The sequence below is a fragment of the Paenibacillus sp. XP01 genome (genome assembly GCF_057364885.1).
Genome location: NZ_CP139481.1, coordinates 537843 through 556576 on the forward strand (window position 1 = coordinate 537843; position 18734 = coordinate 556576).

The 18734-nt window shown below is 55.7% G+C and carries 16 protein-coding genes; 9 read left to right on the plus strand and 7 right to left on the minus strand.

Features of this window, described 5'->3' with window-relative positions:
• Positions 1 to 47: 47 nt before the first annotated feature.
• The 4 genes from SNR34_RS02575 to SNR34_RS02590 all read left to right on the plus strand — a co-directional run bounded on the left by SNR34_RS02575 (position 48) and on the right by SNR34_RS02590 (position 3479).
• Entirely contained in the window at positions 48 to 1133 is a 1086-nt protein-coding gene (locus tag SNR34_RS02575) for a sulfate ABC transporter substrate-binding protein (RefSeq protein ID WP_343262278.1), read from the plus strand.
• A gap of 106 nt (positions 1134 to 1239) precedes the next feature.
• Positions 1240 to 2076, plus strand: a complete 837-nt coding sequence (gene cysT, locus SNR34_RS02580) for a sulfate ABC transporter permease subunit CysT (RefSeq protein WP_486181056.1) — start codon at positions 1240 to 1242, stop codon at positions 2074 to 2076.
• Positions 2077 to 2134: 58 nt separating this feature from the next.
• A complete protein-coding gene (cysW, locus tag SNR34_RS02585) occupies positions 2135 to 3010 on the plus strand; it encodes a sulfate ABC transporter permease subunit CysW (RefSeq protein ID WP_236417565.1) in 876 nt (291 codons plus the stop codon).
• Positions 3011 to 3239: 229 nt separating this feature from the next.
• Positions 3240 to 3479 (plus strand): YezD family protein, encoded by a 240-nt coding sequence (locus SNR34_RS02590; RefSeq protein WP_236417564.1) that lies wholly within the window; start codon positions 3240 to 3242, stop codon positions 3477 to 3479.
• A gap of 105 nt (positions 3480 to 3584) precedes the next feature.
• On the opposite strand, the gene SNR34_RS02595 is transcribed toward SNR34_RS02590, so the two are convergent.
• A complete protein-coding gene (locus SNR34_RS02595) occupies positions 3585 to 4457 on the minus strand; it encodes a hypothetical protein (protein ID WP_486181057.1) in 873 nt (290 codons plus the stop codon).
• Between the two features lie 138 nt (positions 4458 to 4595).
• Here SNR34_RS02595 and SNR34_RS02600 point away from each other — a divergent pair, with 138 nt between their 5' ends.
• From SNR34_RS02600 to SNR34_RS02610, 3 genes are all read left to right on the plus strand, one after another.
• Entirely contained in the window at positions 4596 to 5009 is a 414-nt protein-coding gene (locus SNR34_RS02600) for a GNAT family N-acetyltransferase (protein WP_339275828.1), read from the plus strand.
• Between the two features lie 199 nt (positions 5010 to 5208).
• Positions 5209 to 5841: an NAD(P)-dependent oxidoreductase gene (locus tag SNR34_RS02605; protein ID WP_343262280.1), complete on the plus strand. Its 633-nt coding sequence runs from the start codon at positions 5209 to 5211 to the stop codon at positions 5839 to 5841.
• Positions 5842 to 6061: 220 nt separating this feature from the next.
• Positions 6062 to 7726, plus strand: a complete 1665-nt coding sequence (locus tag SNR34_RS02610) for an NAD(P)H-hydrate dehydratase (protein WP_486181058.1) — start codon at positions 6062 to 6064, stop codon at positions 7724 to 7726.
• A gap of 306 nt (positions 7727 to 8032) precedes the next feature.
• On the opposite strand, the gene SNR34_RS02615 is transcribed toward SNR34_RS02610, so the two are convergent.
• The 4 genes from SNR34_RS02615 to SNR34_RS02630 form a co-directional block, all read right to left on the minus strand.
• Entirely contained in the window at positions 8033 to 9685 is a 1653-nt protein-coding gene (locus SNR34_RS02615; protein ID WP_486181059.1) for a methyl-accepting chemotaxis protein, read from the minus strand.
• Positions 9686 to 9750: 65 nt separating this feature from the next.
• On the minus strand, positions 9751 to 10767 hold the full coding sequence (locus tag SNR34_RS02620) for a BMP family lipoprotein (RefSeq protein WP_486181060.1): 1017 nt from the start codon (positions 10765 to 10767) through the stop codon (positions 9751 to 9753).
• Between the two features lie 257 nt (positions 10768 to 11024).
• Positions 11025 to 12635, minus strand: coding sequence for a gamma-glutamyltransferase family protein (locus SNR34_RS02625; protein WP_486182386.1), 1611 nt, complete (start codon positions 12633 to 12635; stop codon positions 11025 to 11027).
• A 118-nt stretch (positions 12636 to 12753) separates the two neighbouring features.
• The gene (locus SNR34_RS02630) at positions 12754 to 13653 is read right to left on the minus strand and encodes a glucose 1-dehydrogenase (RefSeq protein WP_236417556.1); all 900 of its coding nucleotides are present in this window, start codon (positions 13651 to 13653) and stop codon (positions 12754 to 12756) included.
• A gap of 149 nt (positions 13654 to 13802) precedes the next feature.
• Here SNR34_RS02630 and fosB point away from each other — a divergent pair, with 149 nt between their 5' ends.
• Together fosB and SNR34_RS02640 are read left to right on the plus strand one after the other, a co-directional pair.
• A complete protein-coding gene (gene fosB, locus SNR34_RS02635; RefSeq protein ID WP_236417555.1) occupies positions 13803 to 14228 on the plus strand; it encodes a metallothiol transferase FosB in 426 nt (141 codons plus the stop codon).
• A 197-nt stretch (positions 14229 to 14425) separates the two neighbouring features.
• Positions 14426 to 16240 (plus strand): S9 family peptidase, encoded by a 1815-nt coding sequence (locus tag SNR34_RS02640; RefSeq protein WP_486181061.1) that lies wholly within the window; start codon positions 14426 to 14428, stop codon positions 16238 to 16240.
• A 189-nt stretch (positions 16241 to 16429) separates the two neighbouring features.
• Here the strand turns inward: SNR34_RS02640 and SNR34_RS02645 are convergent, their stop codons facing one another.
• Together SNR34_RS02645 and SNR34_RS02650 are read right to left on the minus strand one after the other, a co-directional pair.
• Positions 16430 to 17404: an SMI1/KNR4 family protein gene (locus tag SNR34_RS02645; RefSeq protein ID WP_486181062.1), complete on the minus strand. Its 975-nt coding sequence runs from the start codon at positions 17402 to 17404 to the stop codon at positions 16430 to 16432.
• Between the two features lie 232 nt (positions 17405 to 17636).
• Positions 17637 to 18668: a ribonucleotide-diphosphate reductase subunit beta gene (locus SNR34_RS02650; RefSeq protein ID WP_236417551.1), complete on the minus strand. Its 1032-nt coding sequence runs from the start codon at positions 18666 to 18668 to the stop codon at positions 17637 to 17639.
• Positions 18669 to 18734 lie beyond the last annotated feature (66 nt).

An 18734-nucleotide genomic window follows, 5' to 3' on the forward strand; every position in this document is an offset into this window, starting at 1 on the left:
GCCTGCCGATGCAGTCACGCAGATTCATTCAGGGGGAGTGTTGAGCGATGAAAAAGGGAGTTCGGAGAAGCATTTTGGTTGGTCTTGCTTTGGTGTTGACGGGGGTGCTGGCTGCATGCGGATCAGGCAGCGGAAGCGGCGCATCAAGTGCTGCGGAAAGTTCGGGAGAACAGGGGAGCGGTTCCGGGAAAGCCAAGGCAGTGGAGCTGCTGAACGTATCCTATGATCCGACCAGGGAACTGTACGAACAGTTCAACAAGGCATTTGCGGCGCATTGGCTGCAAGAGAAAGGTCAGGAAGTGACCATCAAGCAGTCCCACGGAGGTTCGGGCAAACAGAGCCGTTCCGTCATCGACGGGCTTGATGCAGACGTGGTGACGCTCGCGCTCGGTTACGATATTGATGCGATGGAGGACAAAGGGCTGATCAATGCGGGCTGGCAGGACAAATACGAGCACAACAGCTCTCCATATACGTCCACCATCGTGTTTCTGGTGCGCAAAGGCAACCCGAAAGGGATCAAGGATTGGGATGACCTGATCAAGGATGGCGTCGAGGTCATTACGCCGAATCCGAAGACGTCCGGCGGAGCCCGCTGGAACTACCTTGCAGCTTGGGGTTATGCGCTGAAGCAGAACAACAATGATGAGGAAAAGGCGAAAGCGTTCGTGGCAGAATTGTTCAAACACGCACCGGTGCTCGATTCCGGAGCGCGCGGGGCAACGACGACATTTGTGGAGCGCGGCATTGGCGACGTGCTTCTGGCTTGGGAGAATGAAGCCTTCCTCTCCGTCAAGGAACTGGGACCGGACAAATTCGATATCGTGGTGCCTTCAATCAGTATCCTGGCTGAACCGCCGGTCGCGATCGTTGACAAAAATGCGGACAAAAAAGGGACTCGCGAGGTCGCGGACGCCTATTTGAAATACCTCTATAGCGAAGAGGGGCAGACGATCGCGGCCGAGAACTATTACCGTCCGACGCTGGACAGCGTAAAAGAAAAGTTCAAGGATCAATTTCCGGAGCTGGAACTGTTCACATTGAAGGATGTATTCGGCACATGGCGGGATACGCAGGCCAAACATTTCAACGATGGGGGCATCTTCGACCAGATCTACGTTCCGGGGAGCTAATGGACGCAGCCAAGGCAAGGCGGAGGACGGCCATGAACGGCCGTCTGTCCTAAAGTGTACGCAGCCAACCGGTCCTACCGACCGAAGGCAGAGAGGATGATGGTTCATGAGCAAGGTAATGGCAGCCCGGCGACGCACGTTGCCGGGGTTTGGGCTGACGATGGGGTATAGCGTGTTCTATCTGAGCCTGGTTGTTCTCATTCCGCTGGCGGCCTTGCTGTTCAATTCGACCGGATTGACCTGGTCAACGCTTGTGGAGAACGCGACCAATCCCCGGGTGCTCGCTTCGTTCAAAGTCAGCTTTCTGACGGCCGGCGCGGCAGCCTTGATCGATCTGTTCCTGGGGTTGCTGCTGGCCTGGGTGTTGGTTCGTTACGAGTTTCCCGGCAAGCGGCTGTTCGATGCCGTGATTGATCTGCCGTTCGCCCTGCCGACGGCAGTGGCCGGCGTTGCGCTTACGGCGCTGTATGCGGGAAATGGCTGGATAGGCCAGTTCTTCGAGCCGCTCGGCATCAAACTGGCCTATTCCCAGGCCGGTATTACGCTGGCCTTGATGTTTATCGGCATCCCGTTCGTGGTGCGCACGGTCCAGCCGGTGCTGGAGGAACTGGAGGCCGAGGTGGAGGAAGCTGCAGCGACGCTCGGTGCGGGACGCTGGCGCATATTTCGGGCCATCTTGCTGCCGGACCTCGTGCCACCGCTGCTGACCGGCTTTGCGTTAGCGTTTGCCCGGGGAATCGGGGAATACGGGTCGGTCGTATTCATTTCGGGCAACATGCCGATGAAGACGGAAATTGCGCCGCTCTTGATCATGGCAAAGCTGGAACAGTTCGACTATGCGGGAGCGACGGCGGTTGCGCTGTTATTGTTGCTCGTTTCCTTCGTCCTGCTGTTCGTCATCAATTCGCTGCAGCGCTGGAGCCGCAAGGCGGGCAGGGCTTAGCTCCTGTCGTTCAAGGATGGAAACGATCAAAAATACCGTTGGAAGGGGGCGAAGGCATATGGCTGGTTCCGTACCATTAACTCCGCTGCGGCCGGCGGGAAAGCAATCCGGGACGAACAGGGCGACGTCCGAAGCGCCCTGGGTGAAATGGCTGCTCATCGGACTGGCAACGCTTGTGCTGCTGTGGCTGCTAGTGCTGCCGCTCGTCATCGTGCTGATGGAGGCTTTGAAGCAAGGCTGGGGGGTCTACATTGCCGCGCTTACGGAGCCGGATGCCTTGTCCGCCTTGAAGCTTACCCTGCTCGTGGCGGCCATTACGGTGCCGCTTAACACGATTTTCGGGGTAGCGGCGGCATGGGTAATCACCAAATTTCAATTTCGGGGAAAAGGGCTGCTGATCACCTTGATCGACCTGCCGTTTTCGATATCTCCCGTTGTGGGCGGTTTGATCTTTGTGCTCGTCTTCGGCTCGAACGGCTGGTTCGGCCCGTGGCTGGAGCAGCATGACATCAAAATCATATTCGCCCTGCCCGGCATCGTGATCGCTACGCTGTTCATCACGTTTCCGTTTGTGGCGAGAGAGCTGATTCCCTTAATGGAAGATCAGGGCACGCGGGAGGAAGAGGCTGCAGTTACGCTGGGTGCATCCGGCTGGCGCATTTTTTGGAGCGTGACCTTGCCAAACATCAAGTGGGGTTTGCTGTACGGCATCATACTGTGCAATGCTAGGGCGATGGGCGAATTTGGCGCGGTATCGGTCGTGTCGGGACATATTCGCGGTCAGACGAACACGCTGCCGCTGCATGTCGAGATTCTGTACAACGAGTATCAGTTCTCGGCTTCGTTCGCGGTTGCTTCTTTGCTGCTGATATTGGCGCTGGCCACGCTGCTGCTCAAAAGCTGGTTAGGGCACAAGGCTGCACATGCCAAGTAATCCGGATATGCCATAATGCTCTTAAACCGGATTTGATGCGGATAATCAAGCAGTGGATAATTTCATTCTGACTTTAAGTCCAAAACCAATTGACAGTAAAATACAGCCCTGATAATGTATAATCCAAGTATATAGGTTGGATAAGAATGAATTATAGACGGGTACATGGAAGCGAAGCATTCGATGCAAGAAATATGGCGGGCACGGCCCGGGAAGAGGAGGCGGCTCTATGGCTAAGCCGTTAAAAGTGGATGAGGTATGGCTGGACCGCATTGCCGGACAATTGAACGACATGGAGTTTGGCTCGCTGCATATCGTTGTGCATGAAGGCCAGATCGTGCAGATGGAACGGACGGAACGCAAGCGTTTTGAAAATGTGTCTTCAGGCAGCGCTTCCAAATCCGGGAGCACTGCGAGAAGCAGCTCTGCCCGTGCTCTTCGGAGCCCCAAGGCAGGCACGAAGGGATAATAATTCAGGATCGAAACGCAAAAGGAGAAGCACGTTAAGACGGCTTCTCCTTTTGCGTTTGTTGTTTTGAGAAAGTGCCATTTTAGGATAAAGTCCGCCGTATCGTCAGCTCTGGCCGTCTGCTCCGTCCGCTCCATCCGTGTGGGCAGCTTGAGCCGTTTCCATCCCGTCATGCCCGGCATAGGGGCGATTGCTGCGGGAACTGGTCCTGGTAAGGCCGAAGCCGGAAACGATGAGGATGAGCTGAAGGCCAAGGGCATAAGGCGCAGCTGCGGAACCGATCAAATGCAGCAGGGCAGCCAGCACGATCGAAAGCGACAACAGCTTGCTCAGAGGAGCAGGCGTGCTCCCGCGCGGTCCGGACCAGAGCAGGTATCCATACAATATCGTGATCAACAGCGAAACGAATTGCATCCATGGCAAGGCATTGTCCCAAGATGCCCAAAAGGGGCGGTGCAACCCTGACTGCCGGAAGACGAAATCCGCGCACAGCGCTGCCGTGGCAGCAAAGGCGATTGGTTCTGCGGCAGGACGAAACACGTTCCAGACACCCTGTCCCCAACCTGCCGGGAGTTCATTGCGTCCGAGTTCGTCGGACAAGGCCCCGGTTTCCCTCTCCAGCGCTTTGTGCACGAGAGACAGGCGTGCAGGTTCGGGATGTCGGGTACAGTCCCGAATCTGCTCCTGCAATGGCATGGACAAGCAGGCTGCCGCTTTGCATGACAGCATCGCTTGCAAAAGATCGGGAGAAGAGTGCTCGTCGAACATGTACCCATGGGTTTCTTTTGCCGCAAGTTGTCCCAACAAGGGTGTGCTTATGTATAATGTATCTCGTATACTCCGCATTCGCCGTTCGCGGTTGCGTCTGACTTCGGTTGCCGACCATAAATAGATGCCTGTTAGCAGCGCGGTCATTGCAAGCAGCAGCCCCCAAAATCCGGGATAGCTGAGCATGTTATGCAGCCAAAATGAAAACAAGGGTAACCCTCCTTTACTTAGGAATCGTTGCAAGTAAACGCACGTATCGTGAAACACGGTTCACGCAAGCTTTTCTCTCACTATTACACAGGAATTGCCTGAATTCAAGCATGAAGCGAAACGAAAGGGGATTGGATTATGGACGCCATTCATATTGTACATACGCCTCCGAAGGCAGAAGAGTATCTTGCGTTACGCAAACGGGCAGGCCTTAGCGCCATGAGCAGGGAAGGAGCCGAAGCAGGTTTGCCAAACTCGCTGTTTGCCGTATGCTTGCGCCGTGGCGAGGAGCTTGTCGGCATGGGCCGGGTGATCGGCGATGGAGGGTGCTTTTTTCAGGTGGTGGACATCGCGGTACATCCGGATTCGCAGGGGCAAGGATACGGCAAACGGATCATGAGCGAGATTATGGACTATTTGCGGCGTCATGTTCCGCCTCGCGGCCTTGTCAGTCTGCTGGCCGATGTTCCGGCCGATCGGCTGTATGCCCAGTTTGGCTTCACGTATACCAGTCCGAAATCCGAAGGTATGTGGTGGAGACAAGAAGAGTAGTCGGGGGAACGAAGTCCTTTGATCTGGAAAAACGATCTTGGATCGAAAACAAACTGCATTTTTTTAGGCGTTGCGATTGACTTCATCGGATCATGAGGTTTAAGATGGCGTGTGCCGTTTAAGATTTATAACAACAGGAGTAAATTGGGACAATAATGATGCATTGAGCTTAGGACTTTGATGAAATGAGGGATTATATATGAAAGTTGCGCTGTTTGGAGCTACGGGAACGATTGGGAAAACGATATTATGGGAGTTGATGGACCGCGGGCATGAAGTGACGGCCATCGTGCGCGACCCATCCAAAGTGGAAATGGTGCATGAACGTTTGCACGTGGAGCAGGGCGATCTGCTTAATCCGGATCAGATTGCCGATTATACGGCAGGCCAGGATGCTGTTGTGAGCGCCTACGGGCCTAAGTTTGGCGAAGAGGAAGAACTGCTCGAAGTCACGCGTTCGCTGCTGGAAGGCGTTCGCCGGGGCAAAGCGGGCCGTTTGATCATCGTTGGCGGCGCAGGAAGCCTGCTGACGGATTCCGGTGAAATGCTGATGGACACGCCCGGATTTCCGGAGGAAGTCAGAACGCTTGCCAAAGCTCATCTGGACGCCTACGGATTAATCGAAGAGTCGGACATTGCCTGGACTTATCTGAGTCCTGCGGCAACGATTACTTCGGGCAGACGTACGGGTCAATTCAGGATTGGCCTGAATCGCATGATTACGGATGATCTGGGCGAGAGTACGATTTCCGTTGGAGATTTTGCGGCAGCGCTGGTGGATGAACTGGACGATCCGAATTTTATCCAGACGCGGTTTACGGTTGCCTATTAATGTAGGAACGGCATAAGGCCGGGTTTCGGGGTCGCATCGGGACGTTTGAATTCGCGAACGGCATCGGTGCGTGCGTAATCTCTAGTGGGCAGAAACCTGTTGCAAAGGTCTGCATAGCATATCGCTGTATCGGTCGGTGCTTCGCGTAAAGGATGATGGAACCTAGGATATGCCGGTTCGCATGAAGTCTGGATGTTAATCTTCCGGGAGGGGAATTGCGTTGTATATCGTAACGGCTGAACAGATGAGGGCGGTGGACGAACATACCATCCGCGAGCTCGGCATTCCGGCCCTCAGTCTTATGGAGAATGCGGGACGTGCCATTGCCGAGGAAGTAATCCGGCTATGCCGGCAGCAGGAGGCGGGCGTAGGCGAATGCCCGGAGCCGCCGCGTGGGGCGGATCGCCAGGCAGGCCGCGTGCATGGCGGTCCGCCGGGGCTTCCCGGCTTCATCGCCGCCGACCCGGCGCTCGTGATGAAGCGGCCCCGCGATCAGCATTGGTACATGCTGATCGGCAAGGGCAACAATGGCGGCGACGGGCTTGTGGCGGCGCGCCATTTGGTGGAGGCGGGGCTCGGCGTCACGCTGGTGTACGCCGATGCCCCGGAGGCACTGCGGGGCGAAGCCGCAGTGCAGCGGGATGCCGCCGCGAAGCTCGGCATCCCTGCTTTGGTCCACGGGCGCGGAGCCGTGGACTTCAGCCGGTGCACGGGCATCGTGGATGCGCTGCTCGGCACCGGCTCGCGGGGAGCGCCGCGAGACTCTTACGCGGCGCTGATCGAGGCAGCGAATGGCAGCGGCAAGCCCGTTGTGGCGGCAGATATTCCGAGCGGGCTGGATGCGGACACGGGTGAGGTGCATACGCCATGCATTCAAGCCAAGGTCACCGTGTGCCTTGCGCTCTTGAAGCGCGGACTGGTGCAATATCCGGGGGCTTCTGCCGCCGGGCGCATCGTGGTGCGTTCCATAGGTATTCCCGCGCGGCTGGCCCCGGAACACGGAGCCTCTGTACGCTTGTTGACGGAAGAGGTGCTGCGCGATGATCTCGGCGTAGATACCGGCCGTGTGCGCGTTCCTGACGGGCACAAGGGCACCTATGGCCACGTGCTGCTGGCTGCAGGCAGCCTGCCGATGAGCGGCGCTGGCCTGCTCGCGGCAAAGGCCGCGCTGCGCGCCGGCTGCGGGCTCGCCACGTGGGCGCTGCCCGCGGCACTGCTGCCGCACGTCGTCGGCAGCGTGCCCGAGGTCATGCTCGCCGCCGCAGCCGAAGGCCCCGGCGGCGAATGGAACGCGGCTTCCGCGGACGCCGTGCTGCGTCTCGCGGAGAGCCGCGACGTGCTCGCGACCGGCCCCGGCCTCGGTCGCTTCGCGGGGGACACAGGCTGGCTGCGCAGCCTGTGGCAGGGCACGGATCGTCCGCTCGTCATCGACGCGGACGGCCTCAACATGCTGGCCGACGCCGGCCCGGACGGGCCCCGCGTCTGGGGCAAGCGCCGTGCGGCGGTCGTGCTGACGCCGCACCCGGGCGAGATGGCGCGGCTGCTGCGCCTGCCGACCGCCGAGGTGCAGCGTGACCGCATCGGATACGCTGCGAGGTACGCCCGCGAGCAGGGCGTGACCCTGGTGCTCAAGGGAGCACGCACGGTCATTGCCATGCCTACCGGCGAGGCGTACGTCAACACCACCGGACATGCCGGCATGGCAACCGCCGGCGCCGGAGACGTCCTGACCGGCATCATCGCCGGTCTGCTGGCCCAAGGGCTCGGCGCGGAGCAAGCCGCTGCCTGGGGCGTGTATTTGCACGGCCTTGCCGGGGAACGCGCCGCGCAGCACCGGGGCGATCCGTCTGCCGTGCTCGCAGGCGACATCGTCGAGGCCCTGTGACGCCTGTAAAGTCGGGCCGAACAGGGTTGGTGGATCGTGCCAATGCGTTTCGTGCGTTTAATTTAAAGAGAAGAGGAAACTTCTATAACCGGATGATAACGGGTTTCAAGCCCGTTGCCTCTGAATACACATCAAAGAGACGCTTCCATCACCACATCTGTCGTGGTGGCGAAAGCGTCTCTTCTTATTGGTTCCGGACCGACTCCTTCGTTGTGATCCTGATCGTTAGGTAACCGTCCTTTCGGTACGCCTGCTCCCCGTGCCGAAGATTTCCCAAACCCGGTCGTTCCGGCACCGATTTCCCGGTTACATTTTGAACCTTGCCAGTTCCCGGTGCATCTCCGCGCTGATGTCGCGGAGCGTTTTGACCTTGTCTGCCGCCTCTTCGAACGAGCGCTGCTGCTCGGCAGCGGAGGCGGTAATTTCTTCGCTGCTGGCTGCGGATTGCTGCGTGATGGCGCTGATGTTTTCGATGGCCTGGTGCACGCGGGAACTCCATTCATGGGATTGCTGCATCTCCGCGGCCAACTGCTTGATCTGGGCGCTGATCCGCTCCGCGCTGCCTTCGATTGTTGAGAAGGATTGGCCGGTTTGTCTGGCAGCTTGTTCCTGCTGCGCAACAAGGCCGATGCTGTTCAAGACGGATCGTTTCACGTTGTCCATGGCGGTTGAAATCTCTGTCACGGCCGCATAAATATGCTGCACGGACTGTTCCGATTGCTCCGCCAATTTCTTGACTTCGCTCGCCACCACGGCGAATCCTCGGCCGGCTTCGCCCGCCCGCGCCGCCTCAATGGAAGCGTTCAGCGACAACAGCGTGGTCTGGGAAGCGATGTCGGACACGTAGCCTGTCATCGTTTCGATCCGTGCGGCGCTGTCCTCCAGCTCCCGGAAGGTCTGCTCGACTTCCGCCATCGCTTTTTGGTTGACCTCGCTGAGTTTGAGCTGTTCCTGCATGAATGCTCGGCCGTCCGAAACCGTGCTTAACACTTCATTCCCGTATTCCGCCGATTGCGAGGTGGATTGCAGGCTGTTGTCGAACGTGTGCTGCATCTGTTCAACGATCATGACGGTTTCGGCCAGATCCTCGGCGATTTTCTGGCTGCCGATGGACAGTTCCTCCGTCGTACGGGTCACCTGCTGCACGATGGCCAGCATCGTGTCATTGCCGCGGTCAATGTCCTGCGCCATCGCATCCACCCGATTGCCTGCGGCGCCGATCGACTCGACCATGCTCCGAATGCTGTCGATCATGACCCGGAAGGAGGCGCTAAGCTCATCCAGCTCATCTTTTCCGCGGGTCGCCGCCAATTGGACGCTCAGATCGCCTTGGGCGATCCGTCCGGCAGCATCTTTAAGCACACGCATGCGTCCTGCCAATCGGCGGGAGGTGAAGAAGTTGAACAGGGTGACGGTGATGATCAGGAAAATTCCCCCTGCCAGCGCGATTTTCCATGTATCATCGATATCCTTGTCCAGTTGGGCAGTAAACTGCTCATAACGCTCGCGCGTGAGCTCATCCAGCATATAAATGTCATTCTGGATGCCTTTCACCCTTGAGCTGTAACGTTTGGCTTCCGTGCTGTCCTGGGCATTCATGGCTTGAGCTGCGCCCTCGCCCAGCGCGGTCAGCTTCTCCTGAATGGTTCCGATCAGGCGCATCTGCTCCTCCGTTTGCAGCAGCTCTGCCGCGAGCTGGTCCGACAGCTGTTTTCCTTCGTCCAGCAAACGCAGCACAGCGTCCTGATTGGCTGCCGACATGGAGGTGGAGTAAACGTCCAGCGCCTGCGCCGTCTGCAGCTGGTTGGCATCCAGCTCGGAAACTTTAAGCATGGCAGGCACCAGATTTTGATTGCCGGCATTCATGCCGAGCAGTTGGAATATGATGTAGGCCACCAATACGAGGGATGCCAGCATTGAAAATAACGCATAACCGATCAGCTTGCCTTGAAGCTTCATAACATATGCCCCCATTGTTGAGTATTCACGTGCTTTGTCCTTATTTATTACGACTGCTGCCTTGTTCAAGGGCTAAGCGTAATTTTGGTCTCGCCTGAAGCAATCTTTGCTTTCTGGTCTTCAAATTGTTTCTGCTGCTCGTCGCTCAAGGTAATATTGTGAAGCGCCGTGATGCCGATGCCGTTTTCAGCCAAGCCGTATACCATGACCTTTTGCGGGAAAGTGTTGTTGTTCTCTTTATATGTAGCGATGGCATTGCGGATGGAGACGTCCACGTTTTTGAGCATGGAGGTCAAAATCGCTTTTTCAGCCAAAAAGAATTGATCCGTATCTACGCCGATGGCATGTTTCCCCGCCTGCTGAATTTCGGTAAGAGCGCCCACGCCGGTCAAGCCTGCGGCAACGTAGATCACATCTGTGCCTTGGTCCTGCATCATTTGGGAAGCGATCTGTGCTCCCAGCTCGGGTTTGCCAAAATCGCCGGCATACACAGCATGAACGCTGGCATTCGGGTTGACGGCACGTACGCCTTGTTCGAAGCCTTCCTGAAAATCATGCAGCACCGGGATGTCCATTCCGCCCAAAAAGCCAACGTGGTTATCCTTGGTGGCAAAGCCGGCAATCATGCCTGCCAGATAACTGCCTTCCTCCGCTTTGAACTTAATGGAATTGATGTTGGGGAGTTCGGACTCGCCGTCTATCATCAGGAAGGTCTGATCGGGATATTTTTCCGCCACCTTTTCCAAATCGGCTTTGACCGTATCGGTCAAGGCGATGATCAGGTCCATTTTTTCTTGTGCAAATTGCTCGAAAGCCTGCTCTGGCGTCAGGCCGTTGGCAGGTTCCTTATAGTCAAAAATGATGTTGCCTTCATTCCGTTCCTGAATCAGTCCGTCAAAGGCAGAGTCGTTAAATGAGCGATCGCCGAGCCCGACTTCGGTCAGGACAACGCCAACCTTAATCCGGTTTTCCTGCGTGCTTCCGTTCGTCGAGCCATCGGGTGCGGAGCATGCCGTCAAAAGCAGCATAACGGCAAATATGTTCAGTACCAACACAGGAGAAATCCATTTTTGTTTTTTCATGGCCGGGTCCTCGTTTCTTTTCAAAATGTCTTGGGTGATGAATGAGTATACTTCTAGAACTATATCGGTAAAGTCCGGAAGGATTTTCATTGTTTTATTGAAAAATTACGCAAATAGTTCAATTTTCATGGAAATAGTCATTGGATTTTACAGAGGGGCAGTATTTCAAATGTTGAATTTGGTCAAAAATAAAAAAAGATCCCGAACCGTTTTCTCAAACGGGGGATCTTTTGATTTACAAGACGAGTACCGGAGCGTCACCAGGCCGCAATGGTACCATCGGTTCGGCTCTCGGTGCCGCCGCATAAAACGCCGTTGTCCGGATTGCGCCAGATGATCTGGCCGCGTCCGAAGGTGGAGGAATCGAGCGCGACCTGAATGTCATGGCCCTTTCGGGCAAGCGCCTGGGCAATGTGCTGCGGGAAGCCGGGCTCTACCATGACCGTCCTGCCCTTGGTCCATTGCCAGCGCGGCGAGTCCAGCGCAGCTTGCGGATTCAGGTGAAAGTCCAGCGTATTCATAATGACCTGCACATGGCCCTGGGGCTGCATGAAACCGCCCATGACCCCGAACGGGCCGACAGCCTTGCTGCCGCGGGTGAGAAAACCGGGAATGATGGTGTGGTAAGTGCGTTTGCCGGGTTCCAGCCGGTTGGCGTGAGAAGGATCTAGGGAAAAGTTGTGCCCCCGGTTTTGCAGCGCGATGCCTGTGCCCGGCACGACAATGCCGGAGCCGAAGCCCATGTAATTGCTTTGGATAAAGGAGACCATGTTGCCTTCGCCGTCCGCCACGGCCAGATATACGGTGCCGCTTGCCTGCGGGTCGCCGGCTTCAGGAAGGCGGACCGTATCGCCGATCAGCTTCCGGCGCCCATCCGCATAGGTTTCGGATAACAGCTCCTGAATGGTTACTCCCATTTTTCCGTGATCGGTAATATATTTCTCTCCATCGGCAAAGGCAAGCTTCATCGCTTCCAACTGACGGTGGTACGTCAGCACCGATTCCTTCTCTTCGAACGCGAAGCCCTTCAGCAAGTTCAGCGCCGACAGCGCGATGAGTCCTTGCCCGTTCGGCGGAATCTCCCAAACGTCATACCCGCGGTACGAGACGGAGATGGGCTCGACCCACTCCGGTTTGAACGAAGCCAGGTCGTCTCTTGTCATATAGCCGCCATGCTCTGCCATGAATGCATGCATGCGTTCCGCCAGCCCGCCTTCGTAGAAATCGCGTGCATCGCTTTCGCCAATCTGTCGCAAGGTGGTCGCATGATCCGGCGAACGCCAGATTTCGCCGGAAGCAGGTGTACGCCCGCCCGGTGCGAAGGTTTCGAACCATGCGCTGCCTTTAAGCACCTCTCCTTGCGAAGCATAGATCCCGGCTGCCCTTGCCCAGTTGCGCGCCAGACCTGGTGGCAGGGGGTAACCCTCTTCCGCATAGCGTGCTGCAGGCTCGAGTGCTTCCGCCAGCGTCAGCCGCCCGAAACGCCGGCTGAGCTCGGCCCAGCCAGCAGGCGCGCCGGGAACGGTTACCGGGACGACGCCAAGTTTCGGCATTTCGGTGTAGCCGGCACTTGTGAGGGCTTCAATGGATAGGGTCCCGGGGGCCGGGCCGCTGGCATTCAGGCCGTACAGCTTGCCGCCCGTCCAGACCAGCGCAAAGGCATCGCCGCCGATGCCATTTGAAGCCGGCTCCAGCACGGTTAATGCGGCAGCCGTTGCCACAGCTGCATCCATGGCGTTGCCGCCCTGTTTCAGAACGTCCAGTCCGGCTTGTGCCGCCAAAGGCTGCGAAGTGGCGACCATGCCCTTATTGGCGTAAACGGGAACCCGATGTGACGCAAACGGCTGGTAAAGGGGATCAAAGTTCATCGAATGGTTCATCTCCTTGTCGCGAAATGTCAGCTTTCGGCCTGTCGAAGGCTTTGGTTCCTGAACCTTTTTCGCAGCCGGGGAACCGAACTCCTGCCTGAACTTCAAATCCGTTTGCTCAGGTAGTTACCATATCCCCGCCGTTGACGTGAATGCATTCGCCGGTGACATAGGAAGAGTCGCGAGATGCGAGATAGACATAAGCTGCCGCAAGCTCATAGGGTTGACCTGCCCTGCCCATCGGCGTTTCCGTGCCGAACACTTCGACATCCTCGGCGGAAAAGCTGGACGGAATGAGCGGTGTCCAGATCGGGCCGGGCGCGATGGCATTGACCCGGATGCCCTCGGCCGCGAGCGATCTCGCGAGCACGCGCGTCAGCGAGACGACGGCCCCTTTCGTGGAAGAGTAGTCAATAAGCCGGACGTCTCCCTTATAGGCCGTGATGGAAGCGGTATTGATGATGGAGGCTCCCCTTTTCATGTGGGGGTAAGCTGCCTGAATCAGGAAAAAGTAGGAAAATACATTGGTTTGAAACGTGTGATACAGCTGTTCCTCGGTAATATCGACGATACTTGGCTGCGTATACTGTACTCCATGATTATTCACGAGAACGTCGATGCTGCCGAATGCGTCCATCGTGGCACGGATGACCGCTTCACAGTTGACTTTCAGCCTCAGGTCGGTCTCGACCAGCAGGCAGCGCTGCCCCAATTCCTCGATGCGGTGTTTCGTCCATTCGGCATCCGTTCGTTCGTACAAATAAGCAATGACGATGTCGGCGCCTTCCTTGGCAAAGGCGATGGCCGCCGCCCTGCCGATGCCGCTGTCTCCTCCGGTGATGATCGCAACCTTGCCTTGCAGCTTGCAGCTTCCGATGTAAGCCGGATCTTCGCTGATGGGTTCGGGCACCATCAAGGTTTCGAGTCCGGGCTGAACGTTCTGATGTTGGGGCGGGAACGCCAGCTTTTGCTCTTTGCAGACCGTTCTTTCGCCGTGAAAAGGATAGACCGGGTTCATACGCGTTGCATCCTCCTCGCACTAAGGTTATATGCCTACACTATGCATTCGCCCATAGGATGGTGTGAGGACGAGAAAGAGGGGTTTGTTTTTTGACCAAAATATTCCATAATAAAGATAACCAAGACCATGGAGGTGTCAGGAGCCCAATGAACATTCAGGGAATCAATCATCTGTGCTTTTCCGTATCCGATTTGGAACGATCCATTGCTTTCTATGAGCAGGCCCTTGGAGCCAAGATCCTGGTAAAAGGCCGCAAGCTGGCCTATTTCGAACTTGCAGGCCTCTGGGTTGCCTTGAATCAGGAGGATGTGATTCGCAATTATACGGAACGAACCTATACACATATTGCATTTACGGTAAAAGAAGAAGAGTTCGAGGCATCGGTACAGGAACTGAAAGCGGCCGGCGCAAAGATTCTCCCTGGAAGAGAACGTGATCCGCGGGATGCGATGTCGGTGTACTTTACCGATCCGGACGGCCATCTGTTCGAATTGCATACCGGCACCATGGCCGAAAGGCTGGCCTATTATCGCGAAGAGAAGCCTCATATGACCTTTTATACGGAGTCATGAAGAATGCAGGCTGCCTATGCCATGCGGGGAATCGCAAATATACACGAATCTTCTATTTTGTTTAGCATGGCGGCGGAATGATTTTAGCGGATAGCTTACACAGGTATTGTGGTAACAGGTAACTTCCATATATTATGACTAATAGATTCCTAATTTACCACTGTTCAACTGGTGAGCCATTATGGAGGAGGTTGGTCATGCTTACTTTCCCGAAACCCGATGTGGAGCAATTTTTTCAGACGTACCGCATTTCGCATTTTGCCGTATCTTCCGACGAGAAGCGTTTGTTTTTCGACAGCAATCTGAATGGAAATCCGAATTTGTGGGCGATGGACCTGCCTGGCGGGTTTCCATACCCACTGACGTACCTGAACCAGAGCAGCCAGTTTATCAAAGCCGATCCGCAAGGACGTCATTTGCTCACCGCCTTCGACAAGGATGGGGACGAGAGTTATCACATTTATGCCTTGCAGCCGGAGGGCGGCGCTCCGTTACCTGTCGTACCCGCGGGGCCGGGGGACCGCTGTTATTATGTAGAGCTGTCCGAAGACGGGGAACGTCTCTATTACATCACAAGCGCCGGCAATCCGAATTTCCTGGATTCCAGGATCATGAACTTGCGGACGGGAGAAGGCGCGTTGCTGCACAAGGGTGAAGGAACGACCAGCATGCTGGCCGCTGTAAGCCCGGATGAGAACAGCCATGTGGTCATCAAAATATACTCCAATACGTACCAGACGGCCCATCTATACAGGAATGGGAAGGAACAAGCCGTTTTGCCTGCATCGGAACGCCAGAGCCAGGTTCCGTATGTTCTGTTTGCCGACAATGACCGTTTGCTGGTGATCACGAACGACAACGAATCGTATTCCTATGTTGCCGAATATCGGGGCGATACGGGAGAATTCCGCCAGTTATGCCGGGTGGAAGGCGAAGACGTGCAGAGCATTGCATGGCATAAGGCATCCAAGACGCTTTATTTCTGGACGCTCAAAGGAACCGAGAATCGGATGTATACGCTGGGCGAGGGGGAAGAACAACCGAAACAGGTGGATATGCCGCTGGACTTCGTGGAACAGTCGCTGGTTACGAAGGCAGGGAATGTATACGTCCTTGGACGCGGAGCCATCCAGCCGCATAACATTTATCGCCTGATGGCGGGGGAAGAGAAATGGCAGCAGCTTACGTCCAACCGGGTCACCGGACTGCATCCGGAAAATCTGGTGTATCCGGACGTCGTTCGTTATGAATCCTACGATGGATTGGAGATCGAAGCCTTGTTGTTCAAGGCCAAGCCGGAGAACGCCAACGGGCATACCGTGTTTTGGCCGCATGGCGGTCCCCAGGCGTCAGAGGCAAAGTTTTTTCGCCCGATGTTCCAATTCATGCTGGCCCAGGGCTATCATATTTTCGCGCCCAATTTCCGGGGCAGCACGGGATATGGCGCGGAGTTCGTGAAAATGGTCGAACGGGACTGGGGAGAAGGTCCGCGTCTGGATTGCGTGGCCGGGATGGAATGGTTGTTCAGCGAAGGAATATCCTCGCCAGAACGACTGTTCGTCGTGGGCGGCAGCTATGGCGGATACATGACTTTGCTGCTTGCAGGCCGCCATCCCGAATATTTCCGGGCAGCCGTGGACATATTCGGGCCTTCCAACCTGTTCACGTTCATTGAATCCGTACCCGACGACTGGAAGCCGCTGATGGACAATTGGCTTGGCGATCCGGTTCGCGACCGCGAGCGATTGACCAAGGATTCCCCGATAACGTATCTCGATCAGATGAGAAACCCGATGCTGGTGATTCAGGGAGCCAACGACCCGAGAGTGGTCAAGGCCGAATCCGACCAGATCGTGGCTGCGCTGCAGGAGAAAGGCGTGAACGTGGAATATATCGTGCTGGATGACGAAGGACATGGTTTCTCCCGCAAAGAAAACGAAATTTTCGTGTATCGGCGCATGCTGGAGTTCCTGCAGAGACATCAGGAGGCGGCGGTACCGCTTCAAAGCTAGGGGACGAGGCAGAGAAAATGTCCTCATACCAATAAACGGCACCGGCTGGTCTGACAGATTCGTCAGCACCTTGCCGATGCTGTTTGCCGTTTCTATGGCCGAGGTTCAACAGGTCATTTCGCTAAGGGGGGATGATGGGATCCTTCAATCCATGCTCCGAAACAGAAGATTTTTACTGCACTAATGGCCTTAATCCTCGATATCTTCGCCTTCGTCTCCCTCATCAAACACGCTGTCATCCACCAAGCCGCGAATGAAGGCTTCGAAATTCGGCGCAAGGTAGGTGATCTCGTAATCGTCTTCCTGGTCGACGTGTACGACCGAAGGCTCGCCTTCCGGCCCGCAGAGACGGTAATCCAGCATGACGACGTCATGGCCCGCGGACGGGCAATCGCAAATGACGATGCCAAGATCGGGATATCCCCATTCTTCGATCATGAAACGGCTGCCCAGGCCACCTCCAAAGGAATGGGACCTGTCTCGGCGGATGCCGTGAATGTCCGTTATGGCAATATGGTCTTCGGCCCAGGATGTCGCTTCTTGGGTTGGAAAAGAGGTGCGCGACGGCGTGCCGCCGTTTTGCGATTTCATGAGGGCGATGTAGGCCGCGGGAATTGTATATCCGAGTTCTTGCTCAATGGACCGAACCACGGCTTCGTCCACCGGTTCAGAAATTTCATTTGCTCGTGCATACTCGTTTCCTCTCCAGAATGAAGCAAGGTCGAACCCTTCGAACGGCAAGGCGCTCCCATGTTTCTGTTTCCAGATGGCCGCATCCAATTTGCAACGCTGCTGATCCCGGATCATTTTCTCTGCTTTGGGACGAATATATTCGATGTAATCGAGCGTATCTTCGTCGCCCGGCTGCAGCCTGTTCGCTTCACGGAAAGCATGCAGTGCCTGGTCATACAGCCCCAGATGATGATAGGCGAAGCCCAGCCGGAAATGCCAAAGCGGATCCTGCTTACCTTCGTCGGCAACGGATAACAGCTGTTGGATCGCTTCCCGGTAGCGCGCGTCATTGTTATATGCCCGGGCAAGCTGGCTGATCAGCCCATAGCCGCGCTCTTGTACCGGGACTTGCTGAATTCGTTCGATAATCCGGCTGTATTCGTCATTGTCGTGCCAGTCGTGAAGCTGTGCAAGAAGCTCTTCATGATCCATGATGAGGCCCCATTTCGTTGAAAGATGTGAATCCCTTTCATTATACTGCAGCTTGTTCGCTTTACTCAAAATGAAGGGAGGGAAACGTGGCCGCGCCTACGATTGTATGTGATTGCTGTAACGATCCAATGAAAGTGGGATCGACAAAAAAACGGATGAAATCCTATTCCGGGATTTCATCCGTTTTCTATTCTGCCAAGTCAGGCATGGGCAAGCCGATGTTGACTGAGTTTTACAAATCGTCGAACCCGTTGTCGTCGCCGACTTTGCCGTAGTTGCGGGATTTGGCTTCGAAGAAGTCTGTTTTGGTTGCGTTCAGCGCTTCGTCGGAGAATGGTTTGATCCAAGGCATGCAGTTGACGTCAACGCCTTCGTACGCTTTTTCCATGCCCATCAGGCGCAGGCGTTTGTTGGCGATGTATTTGATGTAATCGGAAAGCTCGTTCAGGTCGATGCCGTTTACGTTGCTGAGCGTGTAATGGGCCCAGTTGGTTTCGAGCTGCACGGCACGGTCGATCGTTTTGTAGACGTAGTCCATGTTTTCCGCTGTGTTCAGTTCTGGGAAGTCTGCGAGCAATTGTTTGAACACTTCGGCGAAGAAGTAGCAGTGCTGGTTCTCGTCGCGTTGGATGTACGAGATCATTTGGCTTGTCGCCATCATTTTCTGGTCACGGGCCAGGTTGTAGAAGAAGGCAAACGTGCTGTAGAAGAAAATGCCCTCCAGAATGAGGTCGGCAACCATCGCCTGGAAGAACGTCTGCGGAGACGGTTCGTCCCGGAAGCTTTGATAGATGTCGGAGATGAACTGGTTGCGTTCCAGCAATACCGGATCATGTTTCCAATACTCGAAAATTTCCTTTTGTTCCTGCTCGGATACGATGGAAGAAAGCACGTAGGAGTAGGATTGGTTATGAACCACTTCCTGCTGCCCGATAATCGCCGAGATCGCTTCGAGCGAGGAATCGGTGAAGTAGCGTTTCACGTCGCCCACAAACATCGTTTGCATGGAGTCCAGCACCGCAAGCAGGGAAATGTTGATCTTGAACGTACGCTGCTCCTCGGGATCCAGCTGCGCGAACTGGGAAGCATCCTTGGACATCGGGATTTCATCCGCGATCCAGTGATTCAGGAGCAAAACCTTGTACAATTTGTACATGTGAGGCATCCGAATGTCATTCCAGTTCAGAATGCCGGAGCATTCGCCTTCGATAATGCGGGTCGATTGGTTGGGGGCTTCCGTATTGAAAATTTTCTGTAATTGCATGAAACGATTCACTCCTTAAAAAATCTATTTCAACATCCGGGTGGATGCAATGATCCGGTTTTGGGC

Coding starts and splice junctions, on each gene's coding strand:
- SNR34_RS02620 (WP_486181060.1), bottom strand. CDS start 10,767: ATGAAAAAACAAAAATGGATTTCTCCTGTGTTGGTACTGAACATATTT.
- SNR34_RS02590 (WP_236417564.1), top strand. CDS start 3,240: ATGGCTAAGCCGTTAAAAGTGGATGAGGTATGGCTGGACCGCATTGCC.
- fosB (WP_236417555.1), top strand. CDS start 13,803: ATGAACATTCAGGGAATCAATCATCTGTGCTTTTCCGTATCCGATTTG.
- SNR34_RS02640 (WP_486181061.1), top strand. CDS start 14,426: ATGCTTACTTTCCCGAAACCCGATGTGGAGCAATTTTTTCAGACGTAC.
- cysW (WP_236417565.1), top strand. CDS start 2,135: ATGGCTGGTTCCGTACCATTAACTCCGCTGCGGCCGGCGGGAAAGCAA.
- SNR34_RS02645 (WP_486181062.1), bottom strand. CDS start 17,404: ATGGATCATGAAGAGCTTCTTGCACAGCTTCACGACTGGCACGACAAT.
- SNR34_RS02575 (WP_343262278.1), top strand. CDS start 48: ATGAAAAAGGGAGTTCGGAGAAGCATTTTGGTTGGTCTTGCTTTGGTG.
- SNR34_RS02605 (WP_343262280.1), top strand. CDS start 5,209: ATGAAAGTTGCGCTGTTTGGAGCTACGGGAACGATTGGGAAAACGATA.
- SNR34_RS02630 (WP_236417556.1), bottom strand. CDS start 13,653: ATGAACCCGGTCTATCCTTTTCACGGCGAAAGAACGGTCTGCAAAGAG.
- SNR34_RS02625 (WP_486182386.1), bottom strand. CDS start 12,635: ATGAACTTTGATCCCCTTTACCAGCCGTTTGCGTCACATCGGGTTCCC.
- SNR34_RS02600 (WP_339275828.1), top strand. CDS start 4,596: ATGGACGCCATTCATATTGTACATACGCCTCCGAAGGCAGAAGAGTAT.
- cysT (WP_486181056.1), top strand. CDS start 1,240: ATGAGCAAGGTAATGGCAGCCCGGCGACGCACGTTGCCGGGGTTTGGG.
- SNR34_RS02615 (WP_486181059.1), bottom strand. CDS start 9,685: ATGAAGCTTCAAGGCAAGCTGATCGGTTATGCGTTATTTTCAATGCTG.
- SNR34_RS02650 (WP_236417551.1), bottom strand. CDS start 18,668: ATGCAATTACAGAAAATTTTCAATACGGAAGCCCCCAACCAATCGACC.